We start from the raw sequence: 20,125 nt of genomic DNA on the forward strand, positions 1-20,125 counted from the left end.
AGACCGCCACGGCCGTGATCACGTCGCTGCTCGTGGATGCTGGTTGAGCTTGCGCGCGAGGGCTGACCACCGTCGGGTGCTGGCCACCGTCGGGTGCTGGCCACCATTGCGTAGGCCGGCGCGGCTTGGATCGGTGTTGGGTGGGTTGGTGTTGAGTGGGGTTGTGCTCGGTGTTGCGCCGAGCCGGGATTCGGGCATCGCTGGTCGCCGATGGTGGCTCGTGTGCGCTGGCGCAGGTGCACGCGGGTGGGTGTGTTCGGGCACCCGCGACCGCGGTCGTGATCATCGAGTCGGGCAGCGGCTACCGTGGCGGGCATGCGCACTATCGGCCTGCTCGGCGGCATGAGCTGGGAGTCGTCCGCGATCTACTACCGCCTGGTCAACGAGCTGGTCCGGGATCGGCTCGGGGGCCTGCACTCGGCGCGGTGCGTGTTGTACTCGGTGGACTTCGCCGAGATCGAGGAACTCCAGCGGGCGCAGGACTGGGATGGCGCCGGGGAGCGGCTTGGGCAGGCGGCCAGGGCTTTGCAGCGGGCCGGGGCGGACTTCGTGGTGGTGTGCACGAACACGATGCACAAGGTCGCGGACCAGGTCGCCGCCGCCGTGGACATTCCGTTGTTGCACCTGGGTGACGCCACCGCGGCCGCGGTGCTCGCGCGGGGTGTGCGGCGGGTGGGACTGCTGGGGACGGCGTTCACGATGGAGCAGGAGTTCTACCGGGAGCGGCTGGCGGGGCATGGGCTTGAGGTGGTGGTGCCGGGGGCCGCGGACCGGGAGTTGGTGCATCGGGTGATCTACGAGGAGTTGTGCCGGGGGGTTGTGCTGGCGGCCTCGCGGGTCGCGTTTCGGGAGGTCATGGCTCGGTTGGCGGCGGCTGGGGTGGAGGGGATCATCCTGGGGTGTACCGAGATCGAGTTGCTGGTGGCGGAGGGTGACTCGGAGTTGCCGTTGTTTCCGACTACCCGGCTGCATGCGATGGCGGCGGTTGAGCTGGCGCTGGGGTGAGGCCGGTGGGCCAGGTGTGGCGGGCGGGTGAGCAGGGCGGGGTTGGTGGAGCTGGATTTGATGGGGCTGGGCTTGGTGCGGAGGCCCGCGTGTGGAGCGTGCGTTGACCCCCGAACGGGCGACCTCGCGGGTGCTTGCCTAGGTTGAGGGGCATGAGCAGCCTGACGAGTCTGGGTGTCCTCGCACAGTGGCCGGTGGAGCACGCCGCGGCGGCTGTGGTCCGTGCGGACGGCGCGATCCTGGGCACCTACGGACCGCAGGATCGGAGTTTTCGGCTGGCCTCGGTGACCAAACCGCTGACCGCCTACGCCGTGCTGGTCGCGGTGGAGGAGGGGGCGCTGGAGTGGGATCAGCCCGCGGGGCCTCCGGGGGCGACTGTCCGGCATCTGGCCGCGCACACCTCGGGGCTGGCCTTTGACTCCGCGGCGGTGCAGGCGCAGCCGGGGGCTCGGCGGATCTACTCCAACACCGGGTTCGAGGTGCTGGCGGAGACCCTGGAGAAGAGTTCCGGGATCGGGTTTCCCGAGTACCTCCACGAGGCGGTGTTCGCGCCGTTGGGGATGACGGGGTCGGTGTTGACCGGGTCGGCCGGGGCCGGGGCGGTGTCGACGTGTGCTGATCTGGCCCGGTTCGCCGCCGAGTTGCAGCGGCCGACGTTGGTCTCGGCGGCGACCGTGGCCGAGGCGACCTCGGTGGCCTTCCCCGGGCTCAACGGTGTTGTGCCTGGTTATGGCATGCACAAACCCTGTGACTGGGGGCTGGGGGTGGAGATCCGGGGGGAGAAGTCGCCGCATTGGACCGGGTTGCGGAACTCGCCGCGGACCTATGGCCACTTCGGGCAGGCCGGGACCTTCCTGTGGGTGGATCCGGCGGCGGAGGTCGCGTGCGTGGCGCTGGCCGATCGGGATTTCGGGCCGTGGGCGGTGGCGGCGTGGACTCCCTTCAACGACGGTGTGCTCGCCGAGTTGGGGCGCTGACAGGCTGCGAAGTGGGGCGGAGGCGCGGTTGCGCGCGCCTCCGCCCTGGCGCCGCGCCTGATCACAGGCCGCCGGTGTACAGGAGTCGGTTCGGGGTCGAGGCCGGGGTGCCGCCGATCTTGTCGGGGGTGCCGTTGTTCCAGAGCCAGCTCATGATCTCGTTCTGGGACCGGTCGCCGTAGGCGTGCTTGAACAGTGCCGCCGCGCCGGCCACGTGCGGGGTCGCCATGCTGGTGCCGCTGATGGTGTTGATCCGGTTGCCGGGCCAGGCCGAGGTGATGTCGGTGCCGGGGGCCAGCAGTTGGATGCACTGGCCGCGGTTGCTGTAGGTGGCGTAGCCGTCGGTGCGGGTGGTGGCGCCGATGGTGATCGGGCGGGCCGCACGCGCCGGGCTGTACTTGCAGGCGTCGTCGGTGGAGTTGCCGCCGGCCACCGCGACGAAAACACCCTTGTCGGACAAGCGGTTCGCCGCCTCGTCGACCTGGGCGATGCCCGGGGTGCCGCCCAGGGACAGGTTGGCCACGGCGGGCCGCACCGCGTTCGCGCCGATCCAGTCCAGGCCGGCGATGATGCCCGACCAGCTGCCTCGGCTGTCACAACCCAGCACCCGCACCGCCACCAGGCGGGTCGCCTTGGCCACGCCGTAGACCGCGCCGCCGACCGTGCCCGCCACGTGCGTGCCGTGGCCGTTGCAGTCGTTGCCGTTGCGGCCGTCGCCGATCGCGTCGAAACCGGGGCGCGCCCGGCCCTGGAAGTCCGGGTGGTCGAACTGGATGCCAGTGTCCACGATGTAGGCGGTGACGCCGGATCCGTTGCGGGACACGGTATACGCGCCGTCCAGGGGCAGTGAGCGCTGGTTGATCCGGTCCAGGCCCCAGGAGCCGACGGCCCGCGCCGACGCGCCGTTGGCCGGCGGCAGGTCGAGTTTGATCTCGGCGTCGGCCACCACCGACTCGATCTCCGGCAGCGCGCGCAGCAGCGGCGCCACCAGCGGGCTGATCTTGGCGGCGAAGCCGAGGAACAAGCCGCTGTAGCGGAACTTCACCTCGATGCCGAGGCCGAACCGGTCGATCAGCTTGTCCACCGTGTCCAGGGTGCCGCCCTTGGCCAGGGTCACGATGAACTGGTCCGGGATGATCTGCGGACTGGCGCTGGTCACCGGGCTGGGCGCGGGCTTGGCCGGTAAGGGCGCGGCGACGGCGGTGGTGGACGCGGCGAGAACCAGGAGCGCCGCGGCGGCGAGTACTCGGGCCGTGCGTTTCATGACTTCCCCGATCGGTCGACGGATGGGTGTGCACCCACCTACCGAGCGTGGTCTTGTCGGCGCGAACTGGGCATTCCCCGACGGGGCGGGGCTGGGGCGTGGAGTAACGCAACACCGGTGTCCATCGCACTGGGTGTCCGCGAGTCCACCGCACCGGATGAAAAAGCAGGGCTCTGGTCATCCGGTACGGGGAACTCGCGTGGGTAGTTGCAGGCGAATCGGCGGTGTGAACCGGTGGGGTTCACGCGGATGGGCAAGCAGGCGCGTGCGTCGTCGCTGACCATCGGTCACCACCCGGCTGATCCGTTCAGCGGCGGTGCCGCTCACGTGGCGTAACTCCCGCCCGGGATCTCTAGACCAGCGCGGGTTCGTCCAGCAGCAGGGTGCCCGCGTCGGCGTCCAGCAGCGCGGAGACACCCAGCGGCACGGTGAGCTGGTTGGCACAGTGCCCGAACCCGACTTCCCAGGCCACCGGCACACCCAGCCCGCCGAGCCGGTCGGTCAGCACCGCCCGCACCTCCGGCATCGGTCCGCAGGAGGTCCAGGAGCCGAGCGCGATGCCGGTGACCCCGTCGAACCAGCCCGATCGCAGCAGGTGGGTGAGCAGGCCGTCCAGGCGATACGGGTCCTCGGTGACGTCCTCCAGCACAGCTAGGGACCCCGGCGGCGGCCGCCGGCCGTGCCCGGCTGGCAGGCCGAGGTCGGCGGCGAGCAGGCTGAGTGTGCCGCCGACGGTGACCCCGCGCGCCTGGCCACCGGTGATCGGCTCGGCCCCGCGTCCGAGTTTGCCGACCGCGGCCGGATCCAGCAGCGACCAGCGCAGGTGTTCGCGGGCGGGCAGGTCGTCGGTGAACATGGCGCTGGCGGTCATCGGTGCGAACAGGGTGACCTGACCCAGTTCGGCCGCGATCCGGGTGTGCAGTGCGGTGACATCGCTGGACCCGGCGAACACCTTGGGCGGCAACGACTTCAGCTCCGCCCACGGCACTAGGCCGACCATCCGCTGACAACCGTAGCCGCCGCGGGCGCACAGCACCGCGTCGATCTCCGGCCGCGTCCACGCCCACACGAAGTCCGCGGCCCGGTCGGCGTCCAGACCGGCCAGGTAGTCCAGCTCCGGGTGGGTGTCCCGGACGTGTGCGCCGACCGAGACCGTCAGTCCCCAGGACTGGAGCTGTTCGATGCCGGTGTCGAGCTGGGCAGGGGGGACCGGCCCGGCCGGCGCGATCACCGCCACGTGACCGGCGCGCGGCACCCGTGGCGGTCGGCGCAACCCGCTCACGAACGCAGCTCCAGCGCGGGCACCCCGGCCGGGCTGAACCCGAGGGTCTGGCCGAAGAAGGACAGCTCGGCTTCTAGGGCGGCCTGGATGTTCTCCGCCCGCCGGAATCCGTGCTGCTCACCCTCGAAACTGCGGTAGGCGTGCGGGATCCCCTTGCCCGCCAAGGCTTCCAGGAACCTGTCGCACTGTTCCGGCGGGCACACCTGGTCCTCCAGGCCCTGCAGCAGCAGAATCGGCCCGGCGAGCTGGTCTACCCGGTTGGACGGGGAGCGCTCCCGGTAGCGGGCCTCTGCTTCGGGCAGTGCGCCGACCAGGCCGTCGAGGTAGCGGGACTCGAAGTCGTGGGTGCCGCCACCGGCGAAGGACAGCAGGTCCAGCACCGGGAAGTAGGCCGCCCCACCCCGGTAGGTGGCCACCGAGGTCAGTGAGGCCGCGGTGGTCCAGCCGCCGGCGCTGCCGCCGCGAATGCCCAGCCGTAGCGGGTCGGCGGTGCCCTCGGCTGCCAGGGCCTCGGCCACGGTGGCGCAGTCCTGGACGTCGACCACGCCCCATGCCTCGCGCAGCCGGTCCCGGAAGGCGCGGCCGTAGCCGCTGGAGCCGCCGTAGTTGACCGCGACCACGCCGATGCCGCGGCTGGTGAAGTAGGCGAAATCGGCGCTTAGCGTGGGGGAGACCTCGCCGGTGGGGCCGCCGTGCACGTGCACCAGGAACGGCGGGCGCTCGCCCTCGGGGGCGGTGAAATCGGGGTTGTGCGGCAGGTAGACGTAGGCGGGGATGCCGACGCCGTCCGGGCCCGCGAAGATCCGCTCGACCACCGGTGGCAGGTAGGCCGGGTCGGGCAGTCCCGCGGGCTGGCCGGTGAGCGTGGTCAGCTGCCCGGTGCGCAGGTCGACCTGGGCGACGGCGGGTGCGGCGGCCGGGCCCGCGGCGACGCCGGTGACCAGGTGGCCGTCCCGGGCGAACGTGGTGCGCCACACCGGAAGCGGCAGGTCCAGCGCGGTCAGCTCGCCGGTGTCCTCGGTCAGCACGGCGAGTCCGTGCCTGCCGCGCAACAGGTGTCTGCCGTCGTCGAGCGGGACGAACCAGCTCGCGCCGAGTGTCCACAGTGGACCGCCGTAGTCGGCTTCGGCCCGGTGCAGGGCGCGCTGAGTGCCGTCCAGGCTCACTCGGTGGAGGTTCCACCAGCCGTCCGGGTCGGTCATCGCGTACAGCGAGTGGTCGTCGGCCCACTCGAACTGGCAGACCGACTCGGCCGCTCCGCCCGCCACCACCCGGTGCGGCCCGGCGGTTCCGTCGCCGGTCAGCTCGGCCACGCACAGTTCGGTGCCGTCCCAGGGCATGGCTGGGTGGTTCCAGCCGATCCAGGCCAGGTGACGACCGTCCGGACTGGCCTGGGGCGCGCTCATGAACCGGTGACTGGCGGCCAGCACCCGGATCGCGTCGGGGCCGGCGGCGGCCGCGCCGGAGACCGGGATCGCGATCAGCTCGCGCAGCAGGTCGGTGGGGCGGTCGCCGGTGATGGTCTCCCGGACGCACCAGATCTCGGCGCCGCCGGGGCCGGGACGCAGGTCGCCGTAGCGGAAGCCGTGCTCGCGCTCGGGCGCCGGGGTCAGCGGGACCGGCTCGCCGCCGGCCACGTCGACCAGGTGGATCCGCTGGTCGGCCCAGTCGGTGAAGGCCACCCGGTCGCCGTCACCGGTGGTCAGCACCGTGTAGGGCGCGCCGCCGTACTCGTGCAGCCGGTTGCGCGCGCTCCACGGCGCCGCCAGCACCTGCTCGGCCCGCTCGCCGGCCCGGCCGCGCAGCAGGGTGACCCGGCCGCCCTCAGTGGGCCTGCCCTCGGTCCAGTAGGTGAAGCCACCGTGTGCGCGCACCCAGTGCGGCGGCGCGGTGACGGCGCTCGCGTCGGCGGCGCTGATCGGCGATGTCCAGTTGCCATACCCCAGTACGGTGACCACGATCGCGAGCCTAACCGGCTACCGTCCGATGTCGACAGAAGATCACCACAGTGATCGCCAGCAGGTGAATTCGCGTCGCCGATCCCGGATGGTGGGGATGCCTCTGCCGCCCTCGGGGCCGTGGCCTAGGGTCAGTGGTGCCATGGCACGTGTCATTCACCTCTTCCGCCAGCCCGAACGGTTCATCGCCGGAACCGTCGGGCAACCAGGCGACCGCTCGTTCTACCTCCAGGCCAGCGAGAACGGCCGTACCGTCAGCGTGTTGCTGGAGAAGCAGCAGGTGTCGGTGCTGGCCGAACGGCTGGGCGCGCTGCTCGAGGAGGTGCAACGGCGCTTCAGCGCCGAGGTGCCGCCCGACGCGCCGGACGACCTCGTCGACACCGAACCCCTCGAAGTGCCCCTCGAGGAGGAGTTCCGCGTCGGCACCATGGGTCTGGGCTGGGACGCCGAAGCCGGCGCCGTCGTCGTCGAACTCCTCGCCGTCACCGAGGAGGAGATCGACGAGTCGGTCGTGCTCGACGACACCGAGGAGGGCCCCGACGCCGTCCGGGTCTTCCTCACCCCGGTGCAGGCCAGGGCGTTCGCCCAGCGCGCCGAACGGGTGGTGGGCGCAGGCCGTAAACCCTGTCCGCTGTGCAACGAGCCGCTCGACGCCGAAGGCCACGTGTGCCCGCGGCAGAACGGCTACCGCCGCGGCGAGCCGAGCTGAGCACGCCGGTGCGGCCTGGGGATGACGGCGCGGTCGAACTGCTGACCCGTGGGACACTGGACGTGCAGGGCAGGCTGGTCGACGCCTCCAACGCGACGCTGTTCTGCGGCATCGAACACAACGGTGTGCAGGCGCAGTGCGTGTACAAGCCGATCCGCGGCGAACGCCCGCTGTGGGACTTCCCGGACGGCACCCTGGCCGGCCGCGAGGTGGCGACCTACCTGGTGTCGGAGGCGGCCGGTTTCGGGCTGGTGCCGCCGACCATCCTGCGTCCGGGCCCGTTCGGTGAGGGCATGGTCCAGCTGTGGGTCGACACCGAACCCGAGGCGGACCTGGTCGACCTGCTGCCGCCGGCGGAGGTGCCGCCGGGCTGGAAGGAAGTGCTGCGCGCGCACGACCGCTACGGCGACCCCGCGGCGCTGGCGCACGCCGACCACCCGCGGATGCGGTTGCTGGCCGCGCTGGACGTGGTGGTGAACAACGCCGACCGCAAGGGCGGGCACGTGCTGCACGAGATCGGCGGCGCGGTGTACGGGGTGGATCACGGGATCTGCCTCAACGCCGAGGACAAGTTGCGGACGGTGTTGTGGGGGTGGCTGGGGGAGCCGCTGGGGGATGAGGCGGTGGATGGGTTGCGGCGGTTGCTGGCCGGGCTGGGCGGGGAGTTCGGGGAGTCGCTGCACGAGCACCTGACGATCACCGAGGTGCGGATGCTGGTTGAGCGGACGGAGAAGTTGCTGGGGGCTGGGGTTTTTCCGGCGCCGGGTGGCGACTGGCCGCCGATTCCTTGGCCTGCGTTTTAGGCGGCCGGGTTTAGGTGGTCCGGGTTTGGTCGTGTGGGGGCTGGCTTGGCTGGGGGCTGGCTTGGGTGGGTGCTGACTCGGGCTGGCTCAGGTGATGGCTCAGGTGGGTACTGGCTCAGGTGGGCGGCGAATTTGCGGATGTCGACGCACTGGTGGGACGCTCGGAGTCCGCGTGGGTTTCGAGGAATCTGGGTGTTTTGGTGGTGCTTAGGCCCTGGTCGCCGAGGATCTTTCACCCGGTCGGGGTAGAAGATCCAGACGGCGAGGCAACCAAAACGGGGGTTTGAGCGTTCCGCTAGTGAGCGGTGGCGGGGCGGAGGGCCGGAGGCTCGGATCGGCCGGATGCTCGGGTCGGTTGGTGCTGGGTCAGTTGGTGCTGCTGGTCAGTTGGTGCTCGGATCGGCCGGAGACTCGGGTCGGGTGGTGCTCGGGCTCAGGCTCGGGTGAGTCACGGGGGATGGCCGATGCGTCATCCGCGCCGGACACGGTGGGCAGGCTCGGCCGGCGGTTGGGGAAGGTCGGCGGCGCCGCATGACGAGCGCCGGATGACGGGCGAGGCGCGAATGACGGGCGAGGCGTGAGTGCCCGCAACCGCCCTGCCCCCGGCCCCGGGCCCCGGTGCTGGGGGCGAAGTTGGGACCGGAGCGCGGGCCGGTGGGGACGGGACGTGGAGCGGTGGGACTCGCGCACGGGGATGGGTGTGCGGGCTGGGGTGCACTGGGTGGCGTGTGCCGGATGAGGTGTGCGGGGTGAGGTGTGCCGGGTGGGGTGTGCGGGCCGTGATCGGGGCTGTGACCTGGGTGATCGCGCGGGCTCTTGTCGGGGCTGGGGGTTAGGTTGGCCGGGTGCTGCTGAGTGAGGTGTTGGCTGGTGGGCCCGCGGATGTGCTGACCCGGGTGCTGGGGTTGTCGCGGGAGCGGCGGCGGGAACTGGTGCCGGAGTTGACGGCGGTGTTGCGGGCGGGGCGGGAGATTGTCGAGGGGCCGCCGGGGACCTTTGGCGCGCGGGATCCGGCGGGGGCGGAGCGGGCGTCGGTGGCGTTGATGGTGGCCGTTTCGGCGCGGGATCCGTTGTGGGGGGAGTTGCGGGTCGGGGATCCGGGGATTGTGCGGCGGGTGTTGCTGGAGCGGGCGCCCGATGAGCGGGCGGTGCTGGCTGAGCGGGCGGTGCGGGGGCCGGTGGGGTGGGGGGTTGTGCGGGAGTTGGTTCGGGCTGGGGAGCTTGAGCCGGTGCGGACCGCGGAGTACTTCGCGGGGTGGTTCGCGTGGCCTTGGGGGCAGGGGGAGGCGAGGCTGGCTGACCGGTTGCGGGGGGAGCCGGGGGCCTTGGCCGAGGTGTGGGAGTTGTTGCTGGTGGAGGGGGCGGGGGATTCGAGTTTTGCCGCCTATGACAAGTATGTGGCGGAGCGGGAGAAGTGGGCGCCCGCGCTGGTGGAGTTGAGCCGGAGTGGGGATGTTGACCGGGCGCGGTTGCTGACGCTGACCGTGGATGTGCTGGGGCGGGACTTCACGGCGTATCGGGCTCAGTGGTACGCGGCGCTGCATGAGGCGTTGGCGCCGTCGGCGGCTGAGCGGGCTGGGTTGCAGCACCGGTATGCGCGGTTGTGCGGGAGTGGGTTGCCGCGGACGGTGTCCTTCGCGGTGAAGGCCCTGGTGGCGGTGAACAAGGCTGGGCTGCTGGACGACGAGGTCGTGTTGCGGCATCTGCCCGCGGCGGCCGCGGGGCGGGGGGCTGGGACGGCCAAGCTCGCGGTGCGGTTGGCGGGGGGTGTGGTGCGGCGGCGGCCGGCACTGGCTGACGCCGCGGCTGAGGTGTTCCGGGCTGGGATAGGGCATGAGGCCTCGGATGTGCGGGAGCTGGCGGCGGCGCGGTTGGATGTGCCGCGGGAGTCGCCTGCGCCGGTGACGGTCGCGGAGTATCCGGAGCCGGTGGTGGTGCCGTGGGCTCAGCGGCGGATGCTGGTGCGGCCGTTGGTGGTGCCGGACTCGCCCGCGGCGTTGGCGGAGGGGCTTTCCTCGTTGCTGGCCGATGAGGGACAGGCGGATGTGTTCCTGGCGGTGCTGGACGGGGCGCATCGGGTCAGTGGGGATGTCGCCGGGGCGTTGGCGCCGTTGGTGAAGCGGGCCAAGAAGGTGCTGGGGGCGCGGCAGCCGAGTCTGCTGCAGCACCTGGTCGGCTCGTTGGTGCTGGGGTTGGCGGGGCAGGAGGTCGCGCCGCCGGAGCTGGGCTCGGGGTGGCAGCGGCCGTTGCGGCATCGGGTGGCGGCCTTGCTGGCGGGGACCGCGGTGCCGGTGTCGGCGGCCACGCATGAGGGTGGCTGGCTGGATCCGGTGGTGTTCGTGACGCGGATGATCGAACATCCGGACGCGGCCGAGGACGATGTGGTGGACGCGTTGCTGCGGTTGGCGCCGGAGGGGCGGGCCGGGGCGCTGACGCTGGCGGCCGGGTTGAGCGGGGCTTACGCCGAGGCTGTGCGGTACGCGCTGGGTGGGGACGGCGTGGTCGCGGAGGACTGGGTGGGGCTGGCGGCGACCCGGGCGCGGTATCCGGAGGCGGCTGATCCGCTCGCCGCGCTGCGGGGCGGGCCGCGGCCGGAGGTGGTGTGGTCGGCGCGGGTGGGCAAGGACTCCTACGGGCTGACCAAGTTGTTCTTCGAGGAGAGCCCGGAGCCGGTGTGGCCCAAGGGGCAGTGGCTGGGGTGGGCGACCGAGTGGCCGTGGGACGGGGTGTGGGACGGGTTCACCCTGCCGCACGAGGTGCTGGCCTCGCCCTATGACCGGGACTGGGTGGACGCCTCGGTGGCGCAGCACCTGTTCTACTACGACTTCGAGGTCGCCAGTCCCACCGAGGTGGCCGGGCTGACGCCGTATCTGGACCGGCCATCGGCACCCGGGTTCGCCGGGGTGATGATGATCGCGGCCGCACTCAACACCCGGCGCGAGGAAGGCGCTCAGCTGGGGATGGATGTCGCGGTGGCGTTGTTCGAGCGGCGGTTGCTGGGGCCGCGGGCCCTGGGGCGGGCGCTGGGGGTGCTGGGCGCGGAGCTGACGCCGACGCGGCTGGTCAAGCGGTTGTCGGTGGTGGCTGGGGAGCATCCGGCCGCGGTGTTGTCCACTGTGGACGCTCTGCTGCCCGCGCTGGATCCGGGGCTGCGTGGGGTGTTCGCGTTGCTGGAACTGGCCGCGGACCAGGTGGAGCGGGGCGCCGGGGTGATCAGCGCGGAGACCCGGGCGTGGCTGGCTGGGTTCAGTGGGTCGTCGAAGGCGGCGAAGGCGGCCTCACGACTGGCCCGCTGACAACCGGGCGGCCAGCAGGTGTGAGCACGGGCCCCGGCTCTGCTGGTGGTCGGCGAACCAGGCGCAGGTGCAGCCCGCGGGGTCGAGGCGGACGCGCTGGACCGAGCTGCCGTGCGCGATCTCGTAGCCGCCCTCCGGCAGCGCCCGCACCGCGCCCGCCTCGACCAGGGCTTTCGCCTTCGTGAGGCGGGTGTTGCCGGGGGCCCGGCCGGACGGCAGTGGGCGGGCGAACCAGGTGCCGTCGACGACGTCGTGGCCGGTGCGGCCGGTGACCAGGTCGTGCCCGGCGGCCAGGCCCGCGGCCAGCGCGGTCAGCCAGCCGCCCTCGCCGGAGAAACCGCGGGAGGGTGTGGGGGACAGGGTCACGGTCAGGCGGGCGCGGTCCAGGTGCAGCACCCAGCTGGCGACCTCGGCGCCGGGGGTGGCGTAGACGGAGAGGCCCTCGGTGAAGCGCACCAGGGGGTCGACCACGCGCAGCCGGTGCAGGCCGGTGGCCGGGATGGCTTCTGGGCCGCCGCGCGCGGTGAGGCGCAGGCCGCGGCCGGAGCGGACCGCCCAGGCGGTGGTGGCCTTGGTCGGGAGCTGGCGCAGGAACGCGCGGGCCTCAGCCTGACCCAGTTCGGCGCGCGGGGTGGCGTGCGCGGTGACCGCGGCGATCTCGGCGAATCCGGCCACCCAGCGATCCGGTAGCGGCACCCGGGACTCCTGCCCGGCGCCGTCGAGGGTGCGCAGGGTGATGCCGTCGCCGCGCACGGTCAGGTGCAGTGGTTCCTGACCCGCCACGCCTGCCAGCACCGAGCGGGTCGACTCGGACAACTCGACGTTGGTGCAGCCGGTGCCGACCTGCCCGACCGGGCGCAGGTCCAGGCGGGCGTGCACGCCGCAGCAGGGGGAGAAGGACTCGGCGCGCAGGATGTGCCCGTCCGCGGTGAACACCGGGTCGGACTCGGCGATGAGCCGGTTCACCATCGCCGGCGGCAGCCAGAATCGGGTGCGGGCGATCTTGCCCAGCACCAGCAGCGCCTGCGCGGCCTGCGCGCCCGGTTCGAGGAGGCCGTCGACGATCGCCGGGGCCGCCAGGTCCAGGCCGGGGTGGCTGAGCAGGACGTCCGTGGTCACCCCGACACGATAGCCACGGGCACTGTCAGGGCAGGCGTTCGCCGGTTTCCAGGAGGGTTTTGAGGCCGGAGAGGATCGCGGGCCAGCCCTGCGAGACCGAGGCGCGCACCTGGCCGCGCGGGTCGAACCGGTCGTGGGTGAGGGTGAGTTTCACCGTCTCGCCGTCGGGTTCCAGGGCGAAGGTGACCCGGGAGGTGTCCTCGGCGTGCAGGTCTGGGTAGTCCGCGCCAACCTTGAAGGTGTAGCTGAGGCGGTGGGGCGGGTCGGCTTCCAGGACGGTCTCGCCGGAGGTGCCCAGGCTGCCGTCCTCGTTGCGCCAGTGGATGGGGGAGCCGGGCCGCCAGTCCGAGACCAGGTGCACGCCGTAGTACTGCTCGGTGAACTCGCCGGTGGTCAGCGCGGTCCACAGGGTGTCCGGGGTGGTTTTGATGTAGGTGACGTAAATGAAGTCGAGGTCACTCATCGTTGTCCTCCAAGGCTTTCTTGAGGGTGGCCAGGGCTTGCAGGTGTCGCCGGTTGTATTTGCCGAGCCACCGGTTGGTGATCTCGTTGAGTGGGCCCGGATTGAGGTAGTGCAGCTTTTCCCGGCCGGAGCGCGTGGTGGCGACCAGGTTGGCGGCCTCCAGGATCGCCAGGTGTTTGGTCACCGCCTGGCGGGTGAGGCCGGTGCCCGCGCAGAGTTCACGCAGGCGCTGGCCGTTGTGCGCGTGCAGGGCGTCCAGGAGGCGGCGGCGGGTGGGATCGGCCAGGGCCTTGAACACCGCGTCGAAGTCCATCCGGGCACCTCCATTGGCAACCGGGTGGTTGCCTTTCTGGGGAGCAGATTAGGCAACCGGATGGTTGCGTGTCAATGGTCAGGCGTGGGTGACGCGGACGTCGGGCAGGCCGCGGACGGTGGCCATCAGCTCGGCCTCCCGGTCCACGGTGGCGCGGTGCGACTGGGTGATCGGCTGGAAGGCGGTGACGGTCAGGTCCAGGCGTCTGGCGGTGGTCTTGGCCCGCCAGATGCCGGTGATCTCGCCGTTGACCAGCACCGCGCCCGGGTTGCCGATGATCTTCCAGATCTCCTTGCGGTGCGCCTCCTCGGGCACCAGGCGTTCCCGGTCGCGGGACTGGAGGTAAGGATCCAGCGGGGGCAGCAGGCGGACGACCGTGGCCTGGGGTGGCTCGCGCAGCAGGGGCAGCGCGTCGGCGGGCAGCCAGGTCTGGGCGCCGTCCAGGTCGATCTCGGCCAGGTCGGTGGGCCAGACCGGGGTGAGCGCGGATTGGGAGGTGCCGAGGTAGGCGGCGGCGTCGGCCCTGGTGGCGGGGCCGTGCAGGCGCAGGTACGCGGTGATCAGCGGGGTGGCGCCGGCGGAGTCCTCCGGGATGGGGGCGCGGTCTTCCAGGGGGCTGACGATCAGGGTGGAGCTGGTCAGGTCGTGGCGCACGCCCGCGAACAGGCCGATGGTCTGGAACAGGCCGCCGTAGATGTGCCGGGACTGACAACTCCGGCAGTCATAGGAGTAGGCCGGGGGCAGCAGACTCGTGATCGCGCCGCTGACCTCGCCCTTGGACATCGGCCCGGTGACCGCCTGACGCAACGCGGCGCTCGCTTCGGCGAACGCGGTCAGCGACGGGATTCCGGCTTCCTTCAACGGTTTCCGCTCCGCGGCCAGCCGGGCGAAGGCGTCCTTCTCCTCTCGCGGCCAGAGATGCCGGGACAGTGCGGGCAGGTCCGCGCGGCGGTGCAGGTGCGGGGCGCCGCGGACCGACCAGAGCAGGGCCAGGTCCTCGGTCAGCTCCGGCGGGTCCGGCAGCCGGGCGGCCAGGGCCAGCCGGGCCGAACCCCGGGAGTCCTGCACGCCCAGCGACAGCACGTCCAGCTCGTGGGCGGGCGTGTGTTCGCGATGCAGGCCCTGGGCGGCCATCCGGTACGCCAGGGCCTGGGTGCGCGTCACCTTGGTGGCCATGCCGACAGCATGCCGTGTTCGAATCCCGTCCACCCGGGTAAGGGACGCTTCACCCGTACGTGGTCGTCATTGCCGGGAAAGCCCGGCGTCTCATGCACGAAACGTGGTGTGGGCCGTGGCGTGTTTTCGACCCGATCGTGACTGCGCGGCAACGGCTCCAAGGCGGATGTGGGTGAGAGGATGCGGTTCGAGTTCGAGACCTGCCCCCGGTGTGCGGGTTCCGGAGTGGACGTCGACAACGACTACGGCCCATGCGGGAGATGCGGTGGAACCGGAGACATCCCGAAGCAATGACCCCGATTTAGTGCCCCGCTGCCATTGGTGCGCGGACACCGGGTTCATCACGTGGAGTCAGCCGGTGCCCCAGGCGGACGGGAGTTTCCGGTTCGCCCAGCTGTCCCACCCGTGCACCCAGGGGTGCTCGGGCTGGTGGAAACATCCCGCGGCACAGCGTGGCCGGGTCGTCGAAGCCCCGGCCACGCTGCCGTTGCCGCCCGGTCAGCGACGCAGGGCGAGCAACTCGGAGACCGTGACGAAGCGGTAGCCGCGTTCGATCAACCCGGAGATCAGCCCTGGCACCGCGGCCAGGGACGGTTGCCGCACCGGGTACATCACGTGCAACAGGACGATCGACCCCGGGCGGGTCTTGTCCAGCACCGACCGGGAGATCGCGGCGGGGTCGGCGGCGTCAGTGCCGTCGGACTCCGGCTCCACATCCCACATGATCGTCTGACGCTGACGCGCGGCCAGGTAACGCGGCAGCGTGATCAGCTTCTTCCCGTTCGGCGGCCGGAAATGGATCGGCCCGGTGTGCCCGGCCGCCCGGATCAACGCGTCGGTGCGCTCCACCTCCGACCGCACGAAGTCCTCGCCGACCAGCACCATCCGCTCGTGCGAGTAGCTGTGGTTGCCGAGTTCGTGCCCGGCCCGCACGATCGCCTCCCCCTGCCCCGGATGGGCCGCCAGCTCCCGGCCGGTGACGAAGAAGGTGGCCCGCACCTTCGCCGCCGCCAGCGCCGCGAGGACCTCCGGGGTGCGTTCGGTGGGGCCGTCGTCGAAGGTCAGCGCCACCACCTTCTCGGTCGTGTCCACCCGGTCGGTGAGTCCGCCGTAGAACTGGAACGAGCGCGCGCTGGTCAGCTCCCAGGTGCCCCACAGCGAACCGGACACCACCAGGATGATCACCAGGGTCCACACCAGCCACCGGCGAGGTCGGAACTTCCGCATGTCCCCAGGACGCACGGGCACCCCCAAGGTTGATCATCGATATCGAGCGGCGGGCAGCCCGCGGACAGGCGTACCGTCGCGCGAGTGAACACCAGTGTGCCTACGGCTCCCGCCGATCTGCCGCGCACCGCGGGCGCCCTGCGCGCCGCCGGGCACCAGCCGCGCGGGGTGGCCGAGGAGATCCGGACCAACCTGCTGGCCGCGCTGAGCGAACAGCGTCCGGTGTGGCGCGGCATCGTCGGCTTCGACGAGACCGTGTTGCCGCAGCTGGAACGCGCCCTGCTGGCCGGCCACCACGTGGTGCTGCTCGGTGAGCGCGGCCAGGGCAAGACCCGCCTGGCCCGCACCCTCACCGACCTCCTTGACGAGTGGACGCCGGTGATCGAGGGCGCCGAACTCGCCGAACATCCCCTGGACCCGATCACCCCCGCCTCCCGCCGCCGCGCCGCCGAACTCGGCGACGACCTGCCGGTGGCCTGGCTGCACCGCTCGCTGCGCTACGCCGAGAAACTCGCCACCCCCGACACCTCCGTCGGCGACCTGGTCGGCGACGTCGACCCGGTCAAGGTCGCCGAAGGCCGCAGCCTTGGCGACCCGGAGACCATCCACTTCGGGCTCATCCCGCGCGCCCACCGCGGCATCGTGGCCATCAACGAGCTGCCCGACCTGGCCGAACGCATCCAGGTCGCGCTGCTCAACGTGATGGAGGAACGCGATATCCAGGTCCGCGGCTACACCCTGCGGCTGCCCCTGGACCTGCTGCTGGTGGCCACCGCCAACCCCGAGGACTACACCAACCGCGGCCGCATCATCACCCCGCTCAAGGACCGCTTCGGCGCCGAGATCCGCACCCACTACCTCAGCGACCTCGACGACGAGATCAACCTGGTCCGCCAGGAAGCCGACCTGGTCGCCGAGGTCGGCGACCCGCTCCTGGAAGTCCTGGCCCGCTTCGTCGGACACCTGCGCGAATCCAGCGCGGTCGACCAGCGCTCCGGGGTCTCGGCCCGCTTCGCCGTCGCCGCCGCCGAGACCGTGGCCGCCGCGGCCCTGCAACGCGCCGCCCGCACCGGCGAGTGGCCAGCGGTGGCCCGGCCGGTGGACCTGGACGCGGTGACCCCGGTGCTGCGCGGCAAACTCGAATTCCACGCCGGCCTGGAAGAGGAGGCCGAGGAGCTGCTCACCCACCTGCTGCGCCGCTCCCTGGCCGAAACCGCCCGCACCTCACTGGCCGGGATCGACCTGCGCTCGCTGGTGGAAGCCGTCGCCGAGGGACACCCGGTGCGCACCGGACCCCGGGTGCGCGCCGCCGAGGTCCTTGCCGCGTTGCCCGAACTGCCCGTGCTGCACGAGGTCGCCGCCCGCTTCGGTGTCGAGGCCACCGACCCGCCCGGCCGGATCGCCGCGGTGGTCGAACTGGCCCTGGAGTCGCTCTACCTGTCCCGGAACCTCGCCAAGGACGTGGAATCAGGAGACGCGGTATACGGCGGCTGAAACCGGGCCGGGGCTGGTAGAACAGGCCGATGTCCCCGCGTTTGCGCCGAGCCCTCGGCTCCGCCCTGCTCGCCCTGGCCGCCTGCGCCACACTCACGCCCCCGGCCACCGCGGCCGGGGGCGGGCTGCCGCCGGGATTCGTCAACCTGCACGAGGTCGACCCGACCATCCGGCACGACATCCGCTACTTCGGGCGGCACAACTTCGTCGGCGACCGCATCGACGGCTACCAGCGGCCGCTGTGCGTGCTCACCCGGCAGGCCGCCACCGCGTTGCGCACCGCCCAGCGCGCCCTGCTGCGGCAGGGCTACACGCTCAAGGTCTATGACTGCTACCGGCCGCAGCGGGCCGTGGACCACTTCGTGCGCTGGGCCAAGGATCTCGCGGACGAACGGATGAAACCCGAGTTCTACCCCAACGTGGACAAGTCGCGGCTCTTCGCCGACGGCTACATCGCGGAGAAGTCCGGGCACAGCCGCGGCAGCACCCTCGACGTCACCCTGGTCAAGCTCCCGGCCCGCCCGCAGCGCCCCTACCGGCCAGGCGAGCCCCTCGTCCCGTGCTTCGCGCCGATGGGACAGCGGTTCCCGGACAACACGGTGGACATGGGCACCGGCTACGACTGCTTCGACCCGTTGTCGCACACCGACAACCCGGCCATCACCGGCCCCGCCCGGGTGCACCGCGACCTGCTGCGCGGCACCCTGATCGCCGCCGGGTTCCGCAACCTGGCCGAGGAATGGTGGCACTTCACCCTCAACAACGAACCCTTCCCGAGCACCTACTTCGACTTCCCCCTCGGCCGCCGGTAGCCCGCGCGGCAGGCCGCCGTCCCCGCGGTGGCCTGCCGTTTTTCCGTTGCGGGGCCGGTGATCGGCAGGCGTAGGCTGACGGACATGAGCGATCCGGTTCGGCGCTACCGGTATGGGCCGTTCTCCGGCGGGCCCGACCCGCTGGCGCCACCGCCCGACCTGCGCGCGGCACTGGAGGAGATCGGCCGGGACGTCATGGAGGGCCGCTCGCCCGATGCCGCGCTGCGCGAACTGCTCCGCCGCGGCCTGCCCGAGCAGCACGGACTCGACGAGATCACCCAGCGGCTCTGGCGCAAACGCAGTGAGCTGCAACGACGACACCGCCTGGACGGCACCCTGGAACAGGTCAGGGAACTGCTGGCCAAGGCGCTGACCAAGGAACGGCAAGCCCTCGCGCGGGACCTGGACGACAACGCCCGGTTCCAGGAGTTCCAGCTCGACGAACTGCCCAGCAGCCCGGCCGGGGCCGTGCGCGAACTCGCCGAATACGAATGGCGTTCCAGCGAGGCCCGCGAAAGCTACCAGGAGATCCAGCGGCTGCTCGGGCAGGAAGCCCTCGACCAGCGCTTCCGCGGCATGAGCGAGGCGCTCAATGCCACCACGCCCGAGGACGTCGAACGGGTGCGGGAGATGCTGGAGGACCTGTCCGCGCTGCTTGCCCAGCGCGCCCAGGGCGCACCCGACATCGAGGACAAGTTCGCCGGGTTCATGGCCAGGCACGGCGAGTTCTTCCCGGAGCAGCCGCGCACCGTCGACGAACTCGTCGACCTGCTCGCCGCCAGGGCCGCGGCCGCCCAGAGACTGCTCAACTCGCTGTCCCAGCGGCAACGCGAGGAACTCGCCCAGCTCTCCCAGCAGGCCTTCGGCGACCCACGGCTGGCCCAGTCGCTGCAACAGCTCGACAACCAGCTCCGGCAGCTCCGGCCCGGCCAGGACTGGACCGGCCGTGGCCGGTTCCGCGGCGAGAGCCCACTCGGGATGGCCGAGGGCGCGGCCGCCTTGCAGGACCTGGCCGAACTCGACCAGCTCGCCGAACAACTCGCCCAGTCCTACCCCGGCGCGCGCCTAGAAGACATCGACCTGGAGGCCCTGGCCCGCCAGCTCGGCCGGGAATCCACCGTGGACATGCGACGGCTGGCCGAACTCGAACGCCAGCTCCGCGACCGCGGGCTGCTCGAACGCGCCCCCGACGGCGACCTGCGGCTCACGCCCAAGGCCATGCGGCAGCTCGGCGACACCGCGTTGCGCGATGTGCTCGACCAGATCCGCACCCGCCGCGGCGACCGGGCCAGCCAGGCCGCGGGCGCCGCCGGGGAACTCAGCGGCGCCACCCGGCAATGGCGCTTCGGCGACACCGAACCGTGGGATGTCGGCCGGACCGTGCGCAACGCCGTGCTGCGCACCGCCGCCGCCCAGCGGGACCGGGCGGTGCGCCTGGACGCGGCCGATGTGGAGATCGCCGAGACCGAACACCGGTCCAGGGCCGCGGTCGCGCTGTGCGTGGACACCTCCTGGTCGATGGTCCAGGACGGGCGGTGGCTGCCGATGAAACGCACCGCGCTGGCCCTGCACCACCTGATCAGCACCCGGTTCCGGGCGGATGCCCTGCAGGTCATCACCTTCGGCCGGGAGGCGGCCACCACCGGGATCGGCGAGCTGACCGCCCTGGAAGGCGCGTGGGAACAGGGCACCAACCTGCACCACGCGCTGCTGCTGGCCGGACGGCACCTGCGCCGTCATCCCGACGCGCAGCCGGTGGTCCTGGTGGTCACCGACGGCGAGCCGACCGCGCACCTGGAACCCGACGGCGAGGCGGTCTTCGACTACCCGCCCCGCCCGGAAACCCTGGCCCGCACCCTGGCCGAACTCGACGCGCTGGCCAGACTGGGCGGCAACCTCACCGTGTTCCGCCTCGGCGAGGACCCGCGACTGACCCGGTTCGTGGACCTGATGGCCCGGCGCAGCAACGGCCGGGTGGTCGCCCCCGACCTGGACGGGCTGGGCGCCGCGGTGGTCTCGGACTACCTCCGCAACCGCCGCCCCCGCTGACCCATTCCGGCCAACGCCCCGTACAACAACGGCCAACACACCGTACGAGAAGGCGGTTTCTAGGGGTCGTTGCGTGACCTGACCCCCCAGGACACCCAATGACCTTCTCCATCCGCCTCGACCGCACCCCGCACGGCTCAGCACCACTGCTGGCCGAACGAGCCGAGTACTTTCGGTT

At 71.8% G+C, this 20,125-nt stretch carries 16 protein-coding genes; 8 read left to right on the forward strand and 8 right to left on the reverse strand.

Features of this window, described 5'->3' with window-relative positions:
• The first annotated feature begins 315 nt into the window (after positions 1–315).
• The gene (locus ACTOWY_RS19080) at positions 316–1,005 is read left to right on the forward strand and encodes an aspartate/glutamate racemase family protein (protein ID WP_441310991.1); all 690 of its coding nucleotides are present in this window, start codon (positions 316–318) and stop codon (positions 1,003–1,005) included.
• Between the two features lie 152 nt (positions 1,006–1,157).
• Entirely contained in the window at positions 1,158–1,982 is an 825-nt protein-coding gene (locus ACTOWY_RS19085; RefSeq protein ID WP_441310992.1) for a serine hydrolase domain-containing protein, read from the forward strand.
• 61 nt (positions 1,983–2,043) lie between these two features.
• On the opposite strand, the gene ACTOWY_RS19090 is transcribed toward ACTOWY_RS19085, so the two are convergent.
• The 3 genes from ACTOWY_RS19090 to ACTOWY_RS19100 form a co-directional block, all read right to left on the reverse strand.
• Positions 2,044–3,246: a S8 family serine peptidase gene (locus tag ACTOWY_RS19090; protein ID WP_441310993.1), complete on the reverse strand. Its 1,203-nt coding sequence runs from the start codon at positions 3,244–3,246 to the stop codon at positions 2,044–2,046.
• A gap of 352 nt (positions 3,247–3,598) precedes the next feature.
• Positions 3,599–4,528 carry a S66 peptidase family protein gene (locus tag ACTOWY_RS19095; protein ID WP_441310994.1) on the reverse strand — a complete coding sequence of 310 codons (930 nt, stop codon included), beginning with the start codon at positions 4,526–4,528 and terminating at the stop codon, positions 3,599–3,601.
• Positions 4,525–6,486, reverse strand: coding sequence for a dipeptidyl-peptidase 5 (locus tag ACTOWY_RS19100; protein ID WP_441310995.1), 1,962 nt, complete (start codon positions 6,484–6,486; stop codon positions 4,525–4,527). Before ACTOWY_RS19100 ends, ACTOWY_RS19095 begins: the two co-directional genes overlap by 4 nt.
• Before the next feature lie 142 nt (positions 6,487–6,628).
• Here ACTOWY_RS19100 and ACTOWY_RS19105 point away from each other — a divergent pair, with 142 nt between their 5' ends.
• The 3 genes from ACTOWY_RS19105 to ACTOWY_RS19115 all read left to right on the forward strand — a co-directional run bounded on the left by ACTOWY_RS19105 (position 6,629) and on the right by ACTOWY_RS19115 (position 11,294).
• Positions 6,629–7,195: a DUF3090 domain-containing protein gene (locus ACTOWY_RS19105; protein WP_441310996.1), complete on the forward strand. Its 567-nt coding sequence runs from the start codon at positions 6,629–6,631 to the stop codon at positions 7,193–7,195.
• A gap of 8 nt (positions 7,196–7,203) precedes the next feature.
• Entirely contained in the window at positions 7,204–7,998 is a 795-nt protein-coding gene (locus ACTOWY_RS19110) for an SCO1664 family protein (protein ID WP_441310997.1), read from the forward strand.
• Positions 7,999–8,843: 845 nt separating this feature from the next.
• Complete coding sequence (locus tag ACTOWY_RS19115; RefSeq protein WP_441310998.1) at positions 8,844–11,294, forward strand: DUF6493 family protein; 2,451 nt, start codon at positions 8,844–8,846, stop codon at positions 11,292–11,294.
• Here the strand turns inward: ACTOWY_RS19115 and ACTOWY_RS19120 are convergent.
• The 5 genes from ACTOWY_RS19120 to ACTOWY_RS19140 all read right to left on the reverse strand — a co-directional run bounded on the left by ACTOWY_RS19120 (position 11,277) and on the right by ACTOWY_RS19140 (position 15,592).
• Positions 11,277–12,413 (reverse strand): SWIM zinc finger family protein, encoded by a 1,137-nt coding sequence (locus tag ACTOWY_RS19120; protein ID WP_441310999.1) that lies wholly within the window; start codon positions 12,411–12,413, stop codon positions 11,277–11,279. The two genes, ACTOWY_RS19115 and ACTOWY_RS19120, sit on opposite strands and share 18 nt — an antisense overlap.
• 25 nt (positions 12,414–12,438) lie before the next feature.
• Positions 12,439–12,876, reverse strand: coding sequence for an SRPBCC family protein (locus ACTOWY_RS19125; protein ID WP_441311000.1), 438 nt, complete (start codon positions 12,874–12,876; stop codon positions 12,439–12,441).
• Complete coding sequence (locus ACTOWY_RS19130) at positions 12,869–13,189, reverse strand: ArsR/SmtB family transcription factor (RefSeq protein ID WP_441311001.1); 321 nt, start codon at positions 13,187–13,189, stop codon at positions 12,869–12,871. The genes ACTOWY_RS19125 and ACTOWY_RS19130 overlap by 8 nt, the downstream gene beginning before the upstream one ends.
• A gap of 78 nt (positions 13,190–13,267) precedes the next feature.
• Entirely contained in the window at positions 13,268–14,365 is a 1,098-nt protein-coding gene (locus ACTOWY_RS19135; protein ID WP_441311002.1) for a winged helix DNA-binding domain-containing protein, read from the reverse strand.
• 498 nt (positions 14,366–14,863) lie between these two features.
• The gene (locus ACTOWY_RS19140) at positions 14,864–15,592 is read right to left on the reverse strand and encodes a polysaccharide deacetylase family protein (RefSeq protein WP_441311003.1); all 729 of its coding nucleotides are present in this window, start codon (positions 15,590–15,592) and stop codon (positions 14,864–14,866) included.
• Positions 15,593–15,688: 96 nt separating this feature from the next.
• Between ACTOWY_RS19140 and ACTOWY_RS19145 the strand changes: the two genes are divergently transcribed.
• The 3 genes from ACTOWY_RS19145 to ACTOWY_RS19155 all read left to right on the forward strand — a co-directional run bounded on the left by ACTOWY_RS19145 (position 15,689) and on the right by ACTOWY_RS19155 (position 19,947).
• Complete coding sequence (locus ACTOWY_RS19145) at positions 15,689–17,086, forward strand: ATP-binding protein (RefSeq protein WP_441311011.1); 1,398 nt, start codon at positions 15,689–15,691, stop codon at positions 17,084–17,086.
• Positions 17,087–17,115: 29 nt separating this feature from the next.
• Positions 17,116–17,898 (forward strand): M15 family metallopeptidase, encoded by a 783-nt coding sequence (locus ACTOWY_RS19150; protein WP_441311004.1) that lies wholly within the window; start codon positions 17,116–17,118, stop codon positions 17,896–17,898.
• An 84-nt stretch (positions 17,899–17,982) separates the two neighbouring features.
• On the forward strand, positions 17,983–19,947 hold the full coding sequence (locus ACTOWY_RS19155) for a hypothetical protein (RefSeq protein ID WP_441311005.1): 1,965 nt from the start codon (positions 17,983–17,985) through the stop codon (positions 19,945–19,947).
• Positions 19,948–20,125: the final 178 nt, after the last annotated feature.

This window comes from Crossiella sp. CA198 (genome assembly GCF_052078295.1).
Taxonomy (GTDB): domain Bacteria; phylum Actinomycetota; class Actinomycetes; order Mycobacteriales; family Pseudonocardiaceae; genus Crossiella.